At 48.5% G+C, this 19,007-nt stretch carries 19 protein-coding genes and 1 tRNA gene; 11 read left to right on the forward strand and 9 right to left on the reverse strand.

What is annotated here, in order from left to right; translation table 11 throughout:
- The first annotated feature begins 34 nt into the window (after positions 1-34).
- Both QT397_07670 and QT397_07675 read left to right on the forward strand, forming a co-directional pair.
- Positions 35-1,213 carry a SpoIIE family protein phosphatase gene (locus tag QT397_07670; GenBank protein ID WNZ57210.1) on the forward strand — a complete coding sequence of 393 codons (1,179 nt, stop codon included), beginning with the start codon at positions 35-37 and terminating at the stop codon, positions 1,211-1,213.
- A gap of 220 nt (positions 1,214-1,433) precedes the next feature.
- On the forward strand, positions 1,434-1,952 hold the full coding sequence (locus tag QT397_07675) for an STAS domain-containing protein (GenBank protein ID WNZ57211.1): 519 nt from the start codon (positions 1,434-1,436) through the stop codon (positions 1,950-1,952).
- A 43-nt stretch (positions 1,953-1,995) separates the two neighbouring features.
- On the opposite strand, the gene QT397_07680 is transcribed toward QT397_07675, so the two are convergent.
- From QT397_07680 to dusA, 3 genes are read right to left on the reverse strand one after another with little or no spacing between them, the layout of a single operon-like run.
- Entirely contained in the window at positions 1,996-2,454 is a 459-nt protein-coding gene (locus QT397_07680) for a TerB family tellurite resistance protein (GenBank protein WNZ57212.1), read from the reverse strand.
- Positions 2,435-3,430 (reverse strand): transaldolase, encoded by a 996-nt coding sequence (tal, locus tag QT397_07685; GenBank protein ID WNZ57213.1) that lies wholly within the window; start codon positions 3,428-3,430, stop codon positions 2,435-2,437. The genes QT397_07680 and tal overlap by 20 nt, the downstream gene beginning before the upstream one ends.
- 44 nt (positions 3,431-3,474) lie before the next feature.
- Positions 3,475-4,452 carry a tRNA dihydrouridine(20/20a) synthase DusA gene (gene dusA / locus QT397_07690; protein ID WNZ57214.1) on the reverse strand — a complete coding sequence of 326 codons (978 nt, stop codon included), beginning with the start codon at positions 4,450-4,452 and terminating at the stop codon, positions 3,475-3,477.
- 544 nt (positions 4,453-4,996) lie between these two features.
- Here dusA and QT397_07695 point away from each other — a divergent pair.
- On the forward strand, positions 4,997-5,257 hold the full coding sequence (locus QT397_07695) for a hypothetical protein (protein WNZ57215.1): 261 nt from the start codon (positions 4,997-4,999) through the stop codon (positions 5,255-5,257).
- Between the two features lie 84 nt (positions 5,258-5,341).
- On the opposite strand, the gene QT397_07700 is transcribed toward QT397_07695, so the two are convergent.
- Positions 5,342-6,550 carry an FAD-dependent oxidoreductase gene (locus QT397_07700; protein ID WNZ57216.1) on the reverse strand — a complete coding sequence of 403 codons (1,209 nt, stop codon included), beginning with the start codon at positions 6,548-6,550 and terminating at the stop codon, positions 5,342-5,344.
- A complete protein-coding gene (locus tag QT397_07705; protein WNZ57217.1) occupies positions 6,534-7,226 on the reverse strand; it encodes a glycerophosphodiester phosphodiesterase family protein in 693 nt (230 codons plus the stop codon). Before QT397_07705 ends, QT397_07700 begins: the two co-directional genes overlap by 17 nt.
- A 460-nt stretch (positions 7,227-7,686) precedes the next feature.
- Between QT397_07705 and QT397_07710 the strand changes: the two genes are divergently transcribed.
- A complete protein-coding gene (locus tag QT397_07710; protein WNZ57218.1) occupies positions 7,687-8,370 on the forward strand; it encodes a fimbria/pilus periplasmic chaperone in 684 nt (227 codons plus the stop codon).
- Positions 8,371-8,431: 61 nt separating this feature from the next.
- Here QT397_07710 and QT397_07715 read toward each other — a convergent pair whose 3' ends face one another.
- The 3 genes from QT397_07715 to QT397_07725 are packed head-to-tail and all read right to left on the reverse strand — an operon-like array spanning position 8,432 to position 12,445.
- Positions 8,432-9,379, reverse strand: a complete 948-nt coding sequence (locus QT397_07715) for a hypothetical protein (GenBank protein WNZ57219.1) — start codon at positions 9,377-9,379, stop codon at positions 8,432-8,434.
- Positions 9,366-11,879 carry a TcfC E-set like domain-containing protein gene (locus QT397_07720; protein WNZ57220.1) on the reverse strand — a complete coding sequence of 838 codons (2,514 nt, stop codon included), beginning with the start codon at positions 11,877-11,879 and terminating at the stop codon, positions 9,366-9,368. The genes QT397_07715 and QT397_07720 overlap by 14 nt, the downstream gene beginning before the upstream one ends.
- A 38-nt stretch (positions 11,880-11,917) precedes the next feature.
- On the reverse strand, positions 11,918-12,445 hold the full coding sequence (locus tag QT397_07725; protein ID WNZ57221.1) for a hypothetical protein: 528 nt from the start codon (positions 12,443-12,445) through the stop codon (positions 11,918-11,920).
- A gap of 276 nt (positions 12,446-12,721) precedes the next feature.
- Here QT397_07725 and gltX point away from each other — a divergent pair, with 276 nt between their 5' ends.
- The 4 genes from gltX (at position 12,722) to QT397_07745 (ending at position 16,105) form a co-directional block, all read left to right on the forward strand.
- Positions 12,722-14,197, forward strand: coding sequence for a glutamate--tRNA ligase (gene gltX / locus QT397_07730; GenBank protein ID WNZ57222.1), 1,476 nt, complete (start codon positions 12,722-12,724; stop codon positions 14,195-14,197).
- A 161-nt stretch (positions 14,198-14,358) separates the two neighbouring features.
- Positions 14,359-14,434 (forward strand) — tRNA-Ala (locus tag QT397_07735).
- Between the two features lie 286 nt (positions 14,435-14,720).
- Positions 14,721-15,005 (forward strand): hypothetical protein, encoded by a 285-nt coding sequence (locus tag QT397_07740; GenBank protein ID WNZ57223.1) that lies wholly within the window; start codon positions 14,721-14,723, stop codon positions 15,003-15,005.
- Between the two features lie 479 nt (positions 15,006-15,484).
- On the forward strand, positions 15,485-16,105 hold the full coding sequence (locus QT397_07745; protein ID WNZ57224.1) for a Type 1 glutamine amidotransferase-like domain-containing protein: 621 nt from the start codon (positions 15,485-15,487) through the stop codon (positions 16,103-16,105).
- A gap of 238 nt (positions 16,106-16,343) precedes the next feature.
- Here QT397_07745 and QT397_07750 read toward each other — a convergent pair whose 3' ends face one another.
- Entirely contained in the window at positions 16,344-16,712 is a 369-nt protein-coding gene (locus tag QT397_07750; protein WNZ57225.1) for a hypothetical protein, read from the reverse strand.
- 663 nt (positions 16,713-17,375) lie between these two features.
- On the opposite strand from QT397_07750, the gene QT397_07755 reads away from it, so the two are divergent.
- The 3 genes from QT397_07755 to QT397_07765 all read left to right on the forward strand — a co-directional run bounded on the left by QT397_07755 (position 17,376) and on the right by QT397_07765 (position 18,768).
- Positions 17,376-17,654: a hypothetical protein gene (locus tag QT397_07755; GenBank protein WNZ57226.1), complete on the forward strand. Its 279-nt coding sequence runs from the start codon at positions 17,376-17,378 to the stop codon at positions 17,652-17,654.
- A 153-nt stretch (positions 17,655-17,807) separates the two neighbouring features.
- A complete protein-coding gene (locus QT397_07760) occupies positions 17,808-18,215 on the forward strand; it encodes a hypothetical protein (protein ID WNZ57227.1) in 408 nt (135 codons plus the stop codon).
- A gap of 262 nt (positions 18,216-18,477) precedes the next feature.
- Positions 18,478-18,768, forward strand: coding sequence for a YciI family protein (locus QT397_07765; GenBank protein WNZ57228.1), 291 nt, complete (start codon positions 18,478-18,480; stop codon positions 18,766-18,768).
- Positions 18,769-19,007 lie beyond the last annotated feature (239 nt).

Genomic DNA, 19,007 nt, shown 5'->3' on the forward strand with positions numbered 1-19,007 from the left:
TCACCTAGGGCAGATAACTTTTTAGAGCCTTTATATGGCCGGCCCCAGTAGCCTGGTGCTTACCGACGATGAGCGCTCCCGCAATTTTTTGCGAGGGGCGCTTTCGCGTTTTGGCTTCCAGGTAAGTGTTGCCAACAACGGGGAAGATGGCATCGGCCAGTTCAGCCCCGGCGCTTTCCATATCGTATTGATTGATCGCTATTTGCCGGATATGAGTGGGCTGGAGGTGTTGCGGCGGATAAAGCGCATAGCCCCAGAGGTGGCTGCGGTAATTATTGCCTCAGATAGCGCTGCCGATGATGTACTCCAAGCGATGCGCCTTGGAGCCAAAGACTACCTGGTTAAACCCCTGGAAGAAGCAGCGGCTATTGATCGTATGATCTGCCGTATCAGCGGTGAAGAAAACCTGGCGAAGCAGAATCGCGAATATAAAGTGACCTTGGAGCGTCGCAACAGTGAACTGCGGGATCATGTGGAGCTGCTGCGCAGAGACCAGGAAGCTGGCCGTTTACTGCAACAGCATTTACTTCCCCGTACCCCCTATCACTACCCCAGCGGTGTGGAAGCATCCTACCGGCTGGTTCCCTCCCTGTACCTGAGCGGTGATTTTGTTGATTACGGCTTGTTCGGTGAGCGCTTTGTAGCCTTTTACCTGGTCGATGTGTCGGGCCATGGTGTCTCTTCTGCGCTGGTTACTGCCCTGATTAAGCACAGCATTATGCATCGTTTGCGGGAGCGCCCCTTATTTGCCCAGCTGGACTCCCTCAGTGATGACTTGCTGGATGTCCTTAATCTGGTCAATGGCGAGTTGTTATCCACAAAATTGGGCAAGCACGCCAGTATGTTTGTCGGGGTTGTGGATAGTAGTGCCCGGCAATTGCACTATGCCGTCGCCGGGCAAATACCTATGCCGGCCCTGGTTAGTGAGGCGGGTGCAGACTGGTTGCCGGGAAAAGGGCGTCCCCTGGGTATTTTTGAACGGGGTGATTGGCAAGTGATGCGTGCTGAGCTGCCGCCCGCTTGGCGCCTGGTCGCTTGTTCCGACGGTGTACTTGAATTATTACAGGGCGATTTGCTCGATAAAGAGGCCCAGCTTTTGCAGGCTATTTCAGAGAGTGGGGGAGAACTCGACAGGCTCTGTCAGTCTCTAAAAATGGATACTTTTGGTGCCCTTCCGGACGATATTACGATTCTCACTTTAGGCCGCCAGTAATGCCTAAAACTTCTATCGATAGTCTTCGACTATGAAGTCGAATTTTGTGCTTTATCGCACTTGTCAGTCTGCATAGTCAGGAGTAAGCTCCGCCCACTTTATGCACAAAATTGCACTAGGCGCCAAAAACGTCAAATGCTATTGTGTTCTCTACCAGTGAACTTTTGCCATCCGCCTGCACTTCTATCAAAAGGTGTATTCGGGTGAGCCAGGGGTTGTTATGCAGTCCGGGCAAATTATGGTTGGGGCCCACCAGGGCATCTACGTCATCAAGTTAGTAGGTGATGTTCGTCTCAACCTTTGTACCTCATTTGATAGCTTTATCGACAACATGTTTGCACGGGGTGATTTTGCCGGAGTGGCATTTGATCTCGGTGGTGCAGAAGGTGTCGATAGTACGACTCTCGGCCTGATGGCGAAGATTGCTATTCGCGCTCTGGAGCGGGGCTGTGATAAGCCGTTGGTATTCTCTGCGGGTAAAGGTATCCGCCACCTGTTGGACGCTATGGGCTTTGATTCGTTGGTTGAAATCAGCGATACGGTCCACGATTTGAGCGTACCCACCACGCCTTTGGTATGTAATAGCCCTGACGAATGTGCTGCGCGGGAAAAGGTGTTGGAAGCTCACCGGGTATTGATGAGCATGAACGAGCAAAACGCCGAGACTTTTCGCGACTTGGTACATACCCTTGAGCGAGAATGTTCCCCGGTTGCCAAATCTTCGGCGCATTATCACTAGCTCTTATTCTCTCCTAATCCCCAGTCCTGGAAATCTCCCTTTCTTAGCAACGCTTCATATCCCTCGCTTCGGCGCGTGCCTTGGTGAAGAGTCCGTGTGGCAGATAAATTAGCTCTGCCACCCTGCGAATCAGGTGCTCCTCGAAAGCCTCGATAACATCATCTGAAAAAGCTACCTGCCACATCTGCAAAATCAGCAGGTATTTATCTCTCTCGCTGAACTGTTCATTCACCGCCTGGGTGAACTCGAACAGGGATGTGGCTCTGTCCCGTTGGCCAATAGCTTCACTGACTATTTCTGTGGCACTAGTCTGGTCGAGAGAGTAGTGCTGGCATAAGAGCTGTGTGAGCGTTTCACGCTCACACTCATCGAGCTTTTGATCGACAGTGGCGACCTCGACTAACAGCGCAGCGCTGATCATCCGCACGTCTTTTTCGTCACGTGCTTCAACATCAACGCTATTTCCTATCTGCTCAAACAGTTTACGGATTTGTTGCAGCATGAATTTCCTGCTGTCCCTTTACTCGGTTCTGTAACAATAGCTCTAAACGTTCCTGATCCTTCACGAAGTTCCGGATGCCATCGGCAAGCTTTTCAGTGGCCATGGCATCGCTATTCAATTGAAAGCGGAATTCGGCTTCAGGCAGATCCTGTGTCGGCCGGGATTTGGTTGCGGATACCGGTGGCAGGCCAGCAGCGAGAGGTGCCTCACTGTCCTCCAGGGCCTGTAATAGCTGAGGGCTGATTGTCAGTCGATCGCAACCAGCCAGAGCCTCAATCTCCCCGGTATTGCGGAAGCTGGCGCCCATCACAATGGTTTTGTAATCCCGGGACTTGTAGTACTCATAGATATTGCGCACCGAGATTACGCCCGGGTCCTCTTCCGCAGGGAATGACTCGCGGCCGCTGTTGGCGATATGCCAATCGAGGATTCGACCGACGAAGGGGGAGATCAGAGTTACCCCGGCTTCGGCACAGGCAATCGCCTGGGATTGACTGAACAACAAGGTCAGGTTGCAGTGGATTCCCTCGCGCTCCAGTACTGATGCGGCAGCAATGCCTTCCCATGTCGACGCGATCTTGATCAATACCCGCTCTTTGGCAATACCTGCGCGTTCATAGAGGGCGATCAGGTGGCGTGCGTAATCAATAGTAGCGCGGGTATCAAAGGAGAGGCGAGCATCGACCTCGGTGGATACCACCCCGGGCACCAACTGCAAGATTTCCGTGCCGATGCTGACAGCCAGTTTGATGGCGGCCAGGCGTGCAATATTTTCCGCGTTCGAGCCACCCTGGTGGCTTTCGGCCCACTGAAGTGCCTCGGCGATATGGTTGTCGTACTGAGGGAGCTGGGCGGCCTTAAACAGTAGGGAGGGGTTGGTTGTGGCATCTTGAGGACAATATCGGCGAATTGCTTCAATATCTCCTGTATCTGCTACAACCTGGCTGCGCTGTTTGAGTTGCTCCAACTTGTTCATGGTTCCTCCCTTAATTATTCACTGGTCTACATATTGAAAGCGGTCTAAGCGGCTTGGGTGACCTGGGCCAATGCCTGTTCAAGCACCTCGGGACCCGCCCCCGGCTTGTGGGCATTTTCGCTCAAATGGCGGCGGAAGCGTCGAGCACCAGGAAGCCCCTGGAATAACCCGAGCATATGCCGGGTGATATGATTCAAGCGCTGTCCGCGCTGCATTTCCTGCTCGATATAGGGCAGCATCTGCTCTACCACCTGGATGGCATCCGGGCCGGTCTCACCGCCAAATAATTGGCTGTCCACCTGGGCCAGGATTGTCGGGGTTTGGTAAGCCGCGCGCCCCAGCATAACACCATCCACGTGGCTTAAATGTTGCTGGCATTCCTCAATTGAATTGATCCCCCCATTAATAACAATTTGTAGCTGGGGGTAATCCTTCTTTAACTGGTAAACCATGTCGTAATTGAGCGGAGGAATTTCACGGTTTTCCTTGGGGCTTAGCCCCTTTAGCCACGCTTTGCGCGCATGGACGATAAAGGTATCCACACCGGCATTGGCCTGGGCCTCCACGAAGCGGGTCAGGCCTGGGTAGTCTTCCATATCGTCGATGCCGATACGGTGCTTGACGGTAACCGGAATAGATACCGCTTCCCGCATGGCAGTGAGTCCTGCGGCTACCACATCCGGTTCCGCCATAAGGCAGGCACCAAAACGCCCGGACTGGACTCGGTCACTGGGGCAGCCACAGTTTAGGTTGATTTCGCTATAGCCCCATTCCTCGGCGATACGGGCGCATTCAGCCAGTTCTTGAGGGTCACTGCCCCCCAACTGCAGGGCGACAGGTTGTTCAGCTGCATCAAATTGCAAATGTCGCTGTTGGTCACCATGCAGTATTGCCCCGGTGGTCACCATTTCCGAATACAGGCGTGCATGCTTGCTCAATAGGCGCCACATATAGCGGCAATGGCGGTCGCTCCAATCGAGAAGTGGTGCAGTGCAGAAACGGTGGGTATTAAATTCGGACATAAACTGCGGAGTAAAACACTAATAAAAACAGAGTAGCCGCCATTATATGGGATGCCTATGGTGATGTGCGGCTTTATTGTGAAACTTCGGGCACCTTTCCTGGAGTGAGTGCTTGCGGAACAGCAAGGTGGAACTCGAATAAGGTGGAACTCGAATAATGGTTGGCGGGCTTTATAAGGGGTGCTCTTATCCTAGCGGTTGCTTGTGTAACTAATAGTGTGAGAGATCTACGGTGGATGTAAAAGCTGGAACGGGTTGATATACCAAGAGCTTCTCATTCGATCCTTGATGGCTGATGTATGCAAGGTAAAGAGAGATCAGGTTTTATTCAGTTTGTACTTGCTGGTAATTTGAATTATCCACATTAGCAAAATAAATAGTGAGTGAACACAATGTTCTTCTGCTGACAGATTTCTGTGATGAAAGATAGAATTGCTCCGTCCTTAATACTGAGCCGATTATTTTGAGTGCAGTCTTTTCTTTGGTGGCAGTGCACTTCTGACTTTTTGGCCAAGCTCAACAAAATTTATAAAAGGAGTTTAGTATGAAGTTAAAATTAATCAGTGTGGGAGCTGTGGTACTGGTTTTGGGTGGATGCGCTTCATTAATGAAAGAAACTGTATCTAAAAGGGCGCCTTTTGATCTGAACTGTGATGCGGGCTCAATAACGATCCAGCAACTGGGATACAGAACTTATGGGGTTTCAGGATGTGATAAGCGTGCCACTTATGTATTGCAGGGACCTTGTTCAGGTCCGGGAAGTCAGTGTTTAGCAGTAATGAATTCCAATGTGGATGAAGGTTAATAGTAAAATTCGGGGGTAGGAGGTTTTTCTTGCTCCCCATTTTCTGGCTCCCAAGTAAATGGGGGCTATTGCGAGAAAGAAATTTTAGATATTTCTCTCGCGTTCAGAAGAGTTTTTTGCGGTTTCGGAATGTTGGGTATTGGGTGGGGTGGGTGGTTCCACACATAAAGTGGGTTCAAGTTTATTTAGTAATTTACGTGCAGTGGCACGATAGCTGGTTAGCTTACCGCCTGCTACCGCTAGAATTCTAGGCTTCTTGTTATCATCACAGCAAATAATGGTTTCCCGGGAGCGCGCAAAAGGACTCTTTTCCATTTCCGGAAGTACCCGTAGTCCGGAATAACTCTCGCAAATATCTTCTCCATTGAGCTCCCGGGCTTGAGAGAAATATTTCTGTACGGTCTGCAGAAGGTAACTCTCTTCTTCTAGTGTGGGGGTGACATCCCGAGGATCGCCAAAATAGGGGCGTTCTGTAGTTCCAACCAGAGTTTTATCCTGCCAGGGCATCACGAAAATCGCACGGCCATCATCGGCCTCCACATAGTAGATTTTATCGCCAAGAGAGAGGGGCAATAAAATATGGGTACCTGCGACCAGATCGATAGGGGGCAGCTCCACTGGCGGTGAACAGCGTGCATTCGTGTTGGCTACCCAGGGGCCACTGCAATTTATGAGCGCCCGGGTGCGCAACGTGCTGAGCTTGCCATTAGCAACATAGTCAACGCGGACCCCATCCCCAGTGACTTCTGCACCTACTAGGCTACCGGGACAGATAATCTGCGCCCCATGGGCAACCGCTGAGGCAACTACGTCCCGGGTAAGGGCTGCGTCATCGGTCTGCGCATCGTTATAGCGGAAGACCTCTTTTAGGCCTTCCCTATTCAGGCCTGGAAGGCTGTCCCACTGGGATTTGGGTATTCTGCGAAAGTATGAATCGGTGTTACTCAGTCCAGACAGAAGGCTGTAGAGGCTCAACCCAAAGCGGACCAGCCAGGCCGGTCTCTTGCTGTGCTGGTAGATAGGGATATAAAAAGGGACCATTCTCACGAGTTCAGGCTTGTTATCCAGTAGCCACTTTCTCTCCCGCAGGCACTCGTAGACCAAACGGAACTGGCCGCTCTCCAGGTAACGCAAGCCGCCGTGAATGAGTTTGGAGGAGCGAGAGGAAGTGGCGGCGGCGATACCCAGCTGTTCGAGTATCACCACGGAATAGTGATTTGTGGCCAGAACCTCAGCGGCTCCCGCTCCCTGTATACCTGCGCCGACTACCAGGACATCAAAATCCGTAGACATCACTCGCTTCCCGGGAGCGCATCAGCAGCGGCAAGTTGCCGGTGAGAATATGGTGAGCACCGCGCTTGCGCCAGAGTACTGCCTCTTCTGTTGAGTTGATTTCATAGACAACCCATTGCCAGGGGCCTGGGGGCAATTCGTCACATTCAACCTGGCTGTCGCGAATTAGTAGATATTCTGGCGCCAAAGTAACAATGTCGGCAGATAGGCACCGGGAGACACTATTGATCTCAAGGGCAACCCGATGCCAGCCCATATTGCGGGCGGCTCTGAGGCTGCGGCAGTCTGCGGTGAGTAGAGCGAATGACTCATTCTCAGTGTGCATCAGCTCCATTAACTTTTTAACGGCGGTGACAAATCCAGTGGCGGCGATATTGGCAGGTGAGATACCGATAAACCAATCCAGGTGGCGATGGCAGCTGGCCCAGTCTACCAGCTCGATAAAGCGATTGATCGACTGGTGGTGTAACTGTGAATCCCTAAGGGAGTGGAAGACCTGGGACTGGTCATTGCCGGGGATGTGCAGGCTATCCTCGTGGAAGCACCAGGGGGTGCCGTCGGCGCTGAAGCGGATATCGCACTGAATAGCGCAGGCCCCCAGATTATGGGCCGCCTCGAAAGCGGCAATCGTATTCTCTGGTTGGCGGGTCTTGTCGCCGCGATGAGCAATTAACATGTGAATCTGGTCCGAAAAGCGGGTGTTATTGTCGTCTGGAATTGGGCGTGATTTGGCCTTTGCCCAGAGATGAACCGGACCCTGGCTGGAGCCGGGTCATACAGGAAAAATAGACGGTGCCACCGCTGTTGCAAGGTTCACGGGGAGGAAATACGGGACCAGAGGGCTATCAATGGAGGGCTGGGGTTTTTACATAGTGATGATGCTGAATCGATTGCATACTGCCCATATGGATAGCGCGCCACTGAGTGAGCTAGCGGTATGTCGCGTCAGGATGATCTATTACGTTGGCAGTGTTTTACTTTTCAGGCGGTGTAGGGCAAATCAGTATTGTCTCTTATTTACTAGCGGGGCTGGTGATATTGATTTAAGGGAGGCTCATTAGGTTCCGATTTGACTTGTGGATAAAACAGCCCGATATTGCGCTTACTATAAGAAGTTCTAAGACTACCCGCTCTTTATGAAAAAAGTACTGCTTTCACTGCTATTCTTTGTCGTCCAGCCAGTAATGGCAGCTATGTCTGTGGATAAAATTGTCCTTTACCTGGAAGATACTCCCAGCGCCCGGGATGATGTTCTCGTCAGCAATCCAGATAATGAGACGCTATATATCCAAACTGAAATATTCCGTGTGGATAATCCCGGCCATGATAATGAGAGTCGAGTCAGGGTGATAAATCCTGATGAATTTAAACTCCTTGTCAGCCCCGCAAGAGCTGTCCTGGCTCCCGGAGAGAGAAAGCGCTTTCGCTTAATGGCCTTAGATAAAGATCTTGAAGAGGAAAAAGTCTACCGGGTGACTTTTAAACCCGTTGTAGGTGATATCAAGAGTGACAGAACGGCACTAAAAATCCTTGTAGCTTATCAGGCATTGGTATTTGTGCAGCCAAAAGGCGGAGCTTATAAAATTGATTTAGTGGCTGAAGGGGATAATTACCGACTCACGAATAGTGGCAATATTAATGTAGAAGTCGTGGAAGTTCGTCATTGTGTGACTGAAGAGAAGTGTGAAAAACTTGAGGCCACCGGTCGGTTATATGCTGGCACCAGTATCGAAGTAACGGGTAAACCCGTTGGCGGCGAGCTGGAAGTTTTACTGCGAGGGCAGCAGAGTGAGCGGGTTCGTTTTCCTCTTAGTGGCTAATTAGAATTGGTTGCTTGCCTATAGCAGGCTGGGCGGATTAAAGGATTATTTTGTATTTAGCTCACTGGCTGCTCACCGTTACTGTGAGTACATCGGTGTAGAGAGGTTCGCCCGCGTTTTCCCAGTCTGAGGGCGCAATGGAAATATAAATTCGCGCATTATCAGAAAGGCAGTTTTCATCCGAAGTTCGGCTAAAACTGCCGGAGATATCGCCAAGGCTATCCGGGGAAATGCCTGAAGTTGCAGCCAGGTTGTCTGAGAAGGCAACGCTGTAGGGGATTTGTTCACTGTTTCCCCCCAATTGATAGGCACTACTGCCTGATCCCCCGGTGCTGCCATTGGCGCTGGACAGGTTTACTGTGTAACCGCTAAATCCTATACCGCCAACACAAAAGTCCTCACTGCCCTCAATGGCCTGTCCAAACAGGGTGCCACTGTTGCTGAGGTCAATATCACCCAGATTGCGAATGGCGATGTTTGGCTCTACGTCCAGCACAATGTCAAACTGAACTGTTTCGGTGCCGGCAGTCCAAATAATAAAATAATTATTCAGTGTCATCTCAAAGCTGGCGGAGTAGCGGCTGGAAGAGGGTATTTGGCTGCTGTCCAGCTCGATCACTAAATAAGTATCTGCATCGTCGCTGGTGCCAGCAAAAGTAGCGGACTGAGTTCCTGGACTGAGTGTTTCCGTGGTGCCGTTATTGGCTCGAAATGAAATATCAATATCCAGCTGTTCACCACTGTCCGCAAATAGTGCGAAAGTAGATCCACTGAGCGGACTCACTTCTACATCGTAGCGTAGGGTCCAGCTTCCCAGCAGGCTTCGGGTAGTGAACTGAATTTCTTTAGGTTCTGATTCGTAATCAATAGTGTGTGAATCTTCCAAGCCACAAACTCGCAAATCGTCATTGCTGGAGCAATTTACCTGGGCTTGTACTGGTATATTAAATAGCGGAATCAACAGCGCAGAGACTAGGCCAAGTTTTTGCAGCTTCTTAGTTATGGACACGGCTTACCTCTGCTATTTGCCCAGTCTGGCATTTGGCCTCTGACTCTTCTATGGTTCCCAGGTTGAGCCAGCTATCACCTGATGAAGTGGCCTCGATTGAGGCTTTACAATTTCCCCAGCGAACTTCTGTATTTAGGATGGTGTTATGTTCACCGTGGAATTCCATTTGGAAAACGCCGTATTGGTCAGTTTTCGCTGAGTGTTCGCCAATGATTACTTCTGTATTTGCCAGCCCCTGGCCAAGGCTGGTTAATCGGCCCAGTACCAGGATTTGTGGCAGTATTTGGTAGCTGCTGGCGCCCACATTGCCCGGATACAGGGTAATGGTTTCGGAGGTTTCCCGGTAATCGAAAAAGCCCTCTTCCAGAGGCCGGAGGGAAAGGTCGTAACTGCGATAAGCCGGTAAATTAATCACTGACGTTGTGCCGCCTTTGGCGTATCCACGGCGGCTGCCATTAACCAAAACTTCAAAATCTTTATCTTCACTGCCTTCGATATTTACGATAACTGCGCTCTGGAGATTTTGCTCACCGCCCCAATTGAGGGAATTTTTTGTGGCAATTAGGTTGGTGCTGAACCCTCCGAGGTAGTTGATCGCACGGCCTTCATCATCATCGTAAAGCCCAACTGCAGTATTCAAATATCCGTGATGTCCCGCTAAATGCGTACGGGCCTCCAGGTAATTGGCTTCAGGGGATGCTTCCATAGAAAGCTGCTGTTCAAATTCAGCCGCCCATAAATCCCGGTCGTACCAGCGGCTTTGTAGTGCAAATCGCTCGCTGCTAGTGCTTTGTTCGCTGTTGTCGCTATAGAGATTAGCGGTGTGTTGCCAGTGTTTGGAGCGCATTCGGAACTGGAATTCCAGACTGGTGTATTGATCGCCGTCTGCATCACTGTGGGACAGAGTGGCGTTGCCGAGCCAGCGGGTGCTCTTAAAAATGGGGTGGCGGAACTCCAGGGTTTTTAACTTCTGGGCACTGCTCAGTGAATCGCCGTTGTCGATACTGCCGGGGAGTTGGTTTTGGTCCCGCTCGCTGAATCTTAGGGATAGCTGTCCGCCCAATATTGCTGTGCGCAAACTCAGACTTGTTTGGGAATAGCTGCCCGGCAGCAATGTATATTTATCGTTATTGAACGGCGTTTTATTGGCATCCAGCTCGGTTTTTACTGCACTAAAAGTCCCGTAGGGCATTTTAAGTAATGCCTGCAATCGGTATCCACTGCGTCCATCACCGGATGTCACCAAGCTTGGGGAGACTTCAACGCCTTCGCCAATCCAGCGACCGCCGACTTCCAACAATTGCTGCTCCTCGGTTGCGGCACCAGAAACAAAAAGACCCAATCCGGTCGTTAAACGGCGTGCGATAGAGGCCGTAATAATTCCATCGTCGTAGTGGTCCGGCAGAGTATCGTCCCAAAAACTGCGGGTGGGCAAACCTGCCTGCAAGCTCCAAAACCACTCGCCTGGGGCTGGCAATAGCGAATCCTTGGCAAAGAATTCGATATGCCGGCTTAATACCCGCCCCGCTTCATCGTAGGTGCGCACCTCAATGTCGTAGGCGCCGTGGGGTAGGGTAGAGGTGTTTAACAGGCGGTTGCCGGCCTCCAGTAGTTCAGTGTGGATAAGTCGCTCATCCTGATATACCTCGACTCTACCGCGCACCGGCATATTAATTTCAACCGGCGCTCCCTGTTGATAACTGATATCGGTTCGGGTGCGCTGGGAAGTGCGTAGCTCTACGCCATAGATCGCTTCCTGGGGCCGGAAATAGCCAAAGCCACCCTGGGGTTGTAAAAGGCCGGCCGAATAGGCTTGCCCCCGAAAATCCCGACTCCAATACAGGCTATGGATCCGGCTGTCCTGCTCTGAGGCTGCAGACCATTGTGAATGCAGAGCGCTCTCACCAAAGCTTACTATGGTGTTGCCATTTAATGCAGCGCTATAGCTGTCCGGGCCCCAATCACTTTCAACCCCACTCCAGGAACCGCTCAGGTTTTGCACGATAGAGAAGTCAGAACTCGCTTCCGGCAGATAAGGATCATTGATTGCCGCTTGTTGCGGCAACAGCTCTTGTGAGAAAAAAAGATCCAACCGGTAGAGCTGCTCATCGTAAATAACGGCAAACTCCGAGGGCATTAAGTAGCCGCAGCCAATCTGCCGGTTTGAGCGGCATACATGGTGACTGTTTCTTGTTTGCGGTCGTTCGAGGATGGAGAGAATCCGCTCGGTATCGCGAACCTCGGGCAACAGTTCGAGTACCTCAGACGGGGAGTCAAAGCGAACAAAGCGCGGATCTATTGTGACTTGCGCAGCACCAATTTCCCGGCCGCCGTAGTAGAGATCCACCACGAGTTGCTGGGGTTCGGTGAGATCATCAAACCCTTCAGGAGCAGAGGTTTCCAATAGGAAAGTCGCTGCGGTCGCTGCAAGGGTATCGGGGCAGGAGGCTTGCACCAGACACAAAGCCAGCGCAAGGCGCCCCAGATGACGTCCTGCCATATTGAGCTATGGCTGGCAGGGCCAGCCACTCTTTACTGTTACTCGGAGGCGACAGTGATCAGCAGGGTATCGGTATAGGTGGTGCCATTTAGCACAGTTGCAGTTTCCCAATCGCTGTTGGCCACAGTGATTTGGAAGCGCGCATTATCGCTGGAGCCACAGGAAGCGATATTCCGGGTTTGGCCTGTCAACGCATCGCCTTCGGTAACAGTTGTAAAAGTACCGGAAGTGCTGTTATCAAAACCAACACTGTAAGGGACATTGTTGGTGCCGTCAGTGAGGGTGAACTCAGTATCATTTACTGAATCATTACTGTCGAAAGTGATGCTGTAGGTGGAGAACCCGAGGCCGCCCACACAGAAATCTTCGGTGCCTACGGCATCGGTACCCAAAGTGGGATCGGTAATCGTGAGGTTGTCTACACGAGTGATCTCAATGGTGGGAGTGAAAGAGAGGGTGATATCACTGCTTGCACTATCAGTAGCGGCCATTGAAGCGGCAGAAATGCTGAAAAGGGTACCTGCTGCAATAGCAGAAAACAGTGTGCGAACTACATTTTTTTGCATGGTATGCCATCCTGAGCGATTAATTTATCGTTCTTAGGGAGAAGCTGCTCGCGGAAACCCCTGCAAAATTTGGGGTAATACGTTAGTCAAGCCATTCCTTCTTTATGGCCGCAATAATACTTTTTTCGTGATGTATGTCACGTCATTAGCTCACAATAATGAAGTTATGGCGCGTAAATATTCTTATTGAGGAGAAAACCCCGCCTGTGCCAAGAGGCTGGCCAGCGCTATAATCCTGCGGTTTAACGAGTCCTCCATTTATCAATCAGGTTTATCATGACCGTAAGAACCCGAATCGCACCGTCTCCAACCGGTGATCCCCACGTTGGTACAGCCTATATTGCCCTCTTCAACCAGTGCTTTGCCCGCGCTCAAGGCGGCCAGTTTGTATTGCGTATTGAAGACACCGACCAGCAGCGCAGTACCCCGGAATCGGAGAAAGCCATTCTCGACAGCCTGCGTTGGCTCGGGCTGGATTGGCAGGAAGGACCGGATGTCGGCGGCCCTCATGGCCCCTATCGCCAAAGTGAGCGCGGCGATATCTACAAAACTTACTGCGATGAGCTGGTACAAAAAGGGCACGCCTTCCACTGCTATCGCACTGCGGAAGAGCTGGAGCAGCTCCGCGAAGAACTGCGTGAAGCAGGTCGCATCGCACTGAAGCCCAGCGACTTGGCGCTCCCTGAAGAGGAAGTGGAAAAGCGACGCGCTGCCGGAGCACCTTATGTGGTGCGTATGAACGTGCCCGAAGAGGGCTCATGTGTAATTGAAGACCTGCTGCGCGGTACTATTGAAATCGACTGGGCCCAAGTAGACGCACAAATTCTGCTCAAGTCCGATGGTATGCCCACTTACCACCTGGCGAACGTGGTGGATGATCACCTGATGGAGATCACTCATGTTCTTCGCGGTGAGGAGTGGATCAACTCCGCACCCAAGCACAAACTGCTGTACGAATACTTCGGTTGGGAAATGCCGGTGCTCTGCCACCTGCCGCTGTTGCGCAACCCGGACAAGACCAAGCTTTCCAAGCGCAAGAACCCCACCTCTATCCTGTATTACCAGCGCGCCGGCTTTATGCCCGAAGCACTGCTTAACTACCTGGGCCGTATGGGTTGGTCCATGCCGGATGAGCGCGAGAAGTTTTCTCTCGAAGAGATGCTGGAGCACTTCGATATTAAGCGTGTTTCCCTGGGTGGCCCGGTATTCGATGTAGAGAAACTGTCCTGGTTGAACGGTCTGTGGATTCGTGAACTGGAAAACGAGCAACTCGCCGATCGCCTGACCGAGTGGATGTTTAACCGCGACAACCTGCTTAAGGTTCTGCCCCAGGCGAAAGAGCGCATGGAAACCTTCGGTGACTTTGCTCCGCTGGTTAGCTTCCTCGCCTCTGGCAAACTGCCCCTGACCGAAGACAGCTTCAGCGGTAACAAGCTGCCCCTGGATGACCAGAAGAAGCTACTCCAGTTTGCCCTGTGGCGTTTGGAAGCCCTTCGCGCTTGGGACAAGGACAGTATCTTCCAGGCGGTGAAGGCGCTGTCCACGGCCATGGAAATCAAGCTAAAAGACTTTAACGCTCCACTGTTTGTCGCCATCAGCGGCACCACTGCGTCCTTCTCCGTGATGGAAGCCATGGTGCTCCTGGGCCCCGATCTCAGCCGCGCCCGCCTGCGTCAGGCGATCGACGTATTGGGCGGTGCCGGGAAGAAGGTGCTGAAGCGCTGGGAAAAAGAGTACGCTGGACTCAAGTAAGGCTGATTCGCGTTGGTGAGCCCCTGGAAGCGGCAGCCTCCGGGGGCCTATGGTGTCAGCAGCTAACTAATTGATTAAAGAGTTATTTTTTCTGTTGACAGGCGCCTAAACCTTGCTAAAATGCGCCCCGCTTTCGACGGAAACGTCAAGCAACAAAATTTGGGGCTATAGCTCAGCTGGGAGAGCGCAACACTGGCAGTGTTGAGGTCAGCGGTTCGATCCCGCTTAGCTCCACCAAATTTCCCTTATCTATCAAGGGGTGCGAGAAGAGATGGAAAATCTCTTATCCAGAACTCGCAAAAATAAAAAGGGTCTTTTAGGCCCTTTTTTTTGCCTAAAATTCCTATCACGCCTTGCCTTCCAGTCAATCGATTTTAATCATCGGTGCAATACATGTATCAGCCAACAAAACCGGAGAAAATTGCTCGAGGGATAATGCTAGGCTGTATCCCGGTAACTCTTCTGCTTTTTCTAATGTGATTTTAATTATGGGGTTCGCCCGGGGGTAAACCCCAAAGAGGGTATGGAAGAGCTGTTTTTTCCTGACCGTGAAGCCATATTCTTTTGTACTTTGTTTGTGGTTTATATCGTGGCTGCGATTTTCGGCTACTTTAAAGGCTGGGAAGGCTATACCAAAATATATTCGTTTTTTGCTAAATGGTTAGATATCACTGGTGGGATTCAGGTAGATTCGGGAGCAAGAGTGCTCACTCCGAAAGATCGTGTACGAAAAATGCATCATAAACAAGGGCAGCAAAAGCCGCAGCCTCTGGAGCGACTTATCTCCCCTCCATTTTGCGTATGCTAATTGGCTCCTACTATTAGGTAAATGGTACAAAAGTTAAGCTGCCGAATCTTTATGTAATATGGTTCTTACAGATTTTGCTTGCTTATGCTTCTGGTTCTATGAGAGATGCCAAGATAGTGAATGATAAAGAAGTGATTTTGGTTACCTGTTAGTTCCACTTAGATCATACTTTAAACTTGGCTTTAGCTGCTTATAAATATTGTTGAAATTCATAGTCAAACCAGCCTGATATAAACATTCCTGTAAAAATCAGGGGGAGAAGCTTCGCCATTTATTATTGGATTTAGTGACAAAGTTGGCCACTTTCAAGGTGGAATCGGTAATTGATGATTTTGTTGCGAGATAATAAAAAAATAATATTGGGCCCTCCATACATAATCGGATAATGTGATACATCTTTATTGACCTGTTCACATCTCGAGTAAACTATATCGATATCAAGTAATTGATTAATTAAGTACTTTAAAGGATTAAAATATATGGCCAAGCTATTCTTGACTTCGTATTTTGCTGAGGTCGCGAGCGCAATCGCGAGTTTTGATAAGCGGCTTGAAGGTAAGAAGGTTACATTCATCCCTACTGCAAGCATTCCCGAAGAGATCACTTTTTATGTGGAAGATGCCAAGAAGGAGCTGGAGCAGTTAGGTCTTATTGTAGATGAATTGGAAGTGTCTAAGGCTTCAGTGGATGAGATTAAAGATAAACTGCAAAACAATGAGTATATCTATGTAACTGGTGGTAACACCTATTTCCTACTTCAAGAGCTTAGGCGAAGTGGGGCAGACAAAATCTTGTTGGAGCAGATTAGGCTGGGTAAGCCCTATATAGGTGAGTCGGCAGGTACTGTAATCCTCTCGCCGAATATCGCGTATATTCGGGAGATGGATAACCCCGATGCAGCGAAGAATCTAGAGTCTTATGAAGGGTTAAATCTTGTGCACTTCTATCCCTTACCTCACTATGGAAACCAACCGTTTAAGGATGCTGCTGAACTTGTTATTTCTAAATATTCAGATGAGCTGGAATTAGCTCCATTCAGTAACAATCAGTTGATCGCTGTAATCGATGGGGAAGCAGAGACCTGGATCGCGGTGTCTTAGTGAGTCGATAACCGTTGTATGATAAGTCATACTATCTATATTTCATTAAGATTGCTGCAATTATCTAGTGGCGAAGAAAAAGACAAATTCTAGAAATTTTCTCTTCTTTAGGGCTTTTTTCAAGGAGTAGCTTAAAATTGGGGTAAGCAAGAAGTTATAGTTTGAGTTGAGCGGAATGTTAAAGAATACTGCCGGGGAGCAAGTGATAATGTGACTTGCTCCCTGGGGATGTTAGCGCTTATTCGCTAGCAGCACTACAGTTATAGATTTTCGCTGGGATATGCGTGCCTGTTACAGCCTTACCTGCCGATACTCCGTTAGGCATATAGATATCGCCAAATTGCGCCTTTGAAGAAGCCTTAACCACATGGGTTCCGCCTCTTCGCACAGCCCTTTTTTGTAACCAAGGAGTACAAACATCTCCCTGGTTAACCCTGATTGTTTTGCATGTTACATCTTCTACTAGTACGCATCCTTCTATAGCTTCAGCGTTAGAAAATACTATCTTCTGCATCGCTTCTTTTTCCTGGGCACTTGTACATCCCATCAAAGTAATTGCGGATGCTAGGATGGTAAGGCCAGTTTTAATGGATAACTTTTTATACATTACATCGTTTCCATAGGCTGAGAATTAATTTACGTAGTTGAATATGATGCCACAACCAGACTTTGCTTACTGTTTGAAAAATGCTCAAATGCTTTATAGGACTGTATTTTTTACCAATTAAGGTGGGAAACTTACAAGAAGTTCTTTAAGCGAATCTCTTATTTAGCTTATCGCGACATCTATGATTCGCGAACTCAAAAAAGCTAAATATGACAGTCCTCTATTACCAGCTAAATTATACGGTTTTCAGATCGCCTAGATTTTTTGATATTGGGGTGAATAATTATTAGGGCATGCTTACTTGTGATTTTAGGGGGCCTACAAGAGATATTATGCACTTTTATCTATTAGACCAAATTCCTGACATTACGCTTCGGGTATTATGAAACGGTACTTTACGTGTAGCCTTTGCTACGTATGAGCTACTTGGAAACTTTCTTCGGTCGCTATTTCGATGGTTATTTGTAGAGTCATTACAAAGATAAAAATTAGCTCTCAACATCTATTCCCCACTTTAGAAATCTTTCGGCTGGTCAGATAGAGAAAAGTGGCTCAATCTAAAATAAAAGAAGGTGTATTTATTGACTTCTTAGTCGGCCATATGTTCCTATCGTAAAGGATGGATAGATAAGAAGTTTAAGAGTTAGTTCTAAAAGGAAGTCAATGAAAAAGCATAGTATCTTATTCTCTGGATTACTTGGATTAGTAGTTTCTCTTGGGGCTTTAAACGCTTTTGCTGAAGCTGATCCTGAGGAGAGTAAAGAGCAATCAGATGAGCAGCTAAGTGAATGCTTTGCTGCTACTTTATGGCAAGTATCTGGAAGGTCATTAAACAAAGGGGAAGTTCCAGAGAAAACTGTAAAAGTACCCGAGGGGTGGAAAGTTGTAGGGGGAGGTATTGGTGGAGCAAGAGGTGAAGCTCTTATGATTCTTTGCCGATAATACTCATTCGTATAACTCTAAGTTTATTAATGGGTGAATGCTTCGGCTGATTTGTGTCAGCATGCACAACGTATGCTGACGATTAACTGCCTCATAGAGTAGATGAGATAAAGTCCATATCTGTATCATGAAGTTACAATCATGCTGGTTTATATGGATAATTTTACTGTTAAGGATTATCAGATGTCAGAAGGATACCAGCGAGTAAAGTTATCTATCAAAAAATATATAGTGATTTTTTGTGCATTAGCTCTTGGTTTTGTTATTTCCAGTTTTTTAGATGCCAGAGCTCAATTGCTGGAGGATATGAGTAAATATAATAGAGAAGCCATATTTATTGATAGGCTATTAAAAATTTACAGCAATACCTGCAATAAATTTGAGTATGGTCAGTATTATTCTTTTCAAGAACATGCCTTAGCAAGATATGACTTTATTATATTCAGCAATAGTGGTTTTCCCTATTATTTGGATCCGAAGACTTTAACGTTCCACTATGATGCAAGTATTTACTATCGTGAAAACTGGCTTTTAACCAAAAAGCAAATAGACAACTGTTAATCTATTCTTCATTAATTTGGGGCCTTATTGAATCCTTATTTGGATTTTGCACTTGAGGTAATGCTATCTGGAAAGGTCCTTACTTATTAGGCATCAATACCGAGCTCTTTGTCCTTATTTGCAGATTGCCTGTAGGTATAATGCTCCTCTAATGAAGTCGAGAGTTGTAGATTGGCAATCTACGTTAATAAGAGATTGGATGGAAGATAAATCTACGATCTCTACTTTTGATATTTTGAATTGCAAGTAGAGGTTGATCAACATGTTCATAGTATCCCTTACCTATATAAAACCCCTTGAGGAGGTGGAAAAGTTTATTTCAGAGCACATTGATTTTTTGAATAAGTACTACGAGCTAGGATATTTCCAGCTTTCCGGCCGTAAGGAGCCTCGCACAGGTGGGGTAATCCTGGTGACCATAGATAGTCGGTCTGCGTTAGATCAGGTACTAAAACAAGATCCATTCTATCGTGAGGAATTGGCTGCTTATGAAGTGACGCAAGTTGTACCGACAAAATCCTCACCAGAGTTAGAGTTTCTGATTGATACTTAAACAAAAAATTAAGAAGGATGATAGTTTTTCGATTGCACAACTCTTTGGAGCATATTGGCCTAGATTGAGCATAATTGAACAAATAGACAAAATGAGGCAGCAGAAAATATGTAATTGAGGAGAGAACTATAAATCACCTGAAAGTAAAACTACTATGGGCAGTCTTAGGTACGCTGTTATTTTTGGGGGTTATATTCTACAGTATGCCCTTGTTCTTTTGCTTTGGTATTAACGGTAAA

Origin of the sequence: Microbulbifer sp. MKSA007 (genome assembly GCA_032615215.1) — a bacterium.
GTDB lineage: Bacteria > Pseudomonadota > Gammaproteobacteria > Pseudomonadales > Cellvibrionaceae > Microbulbifer.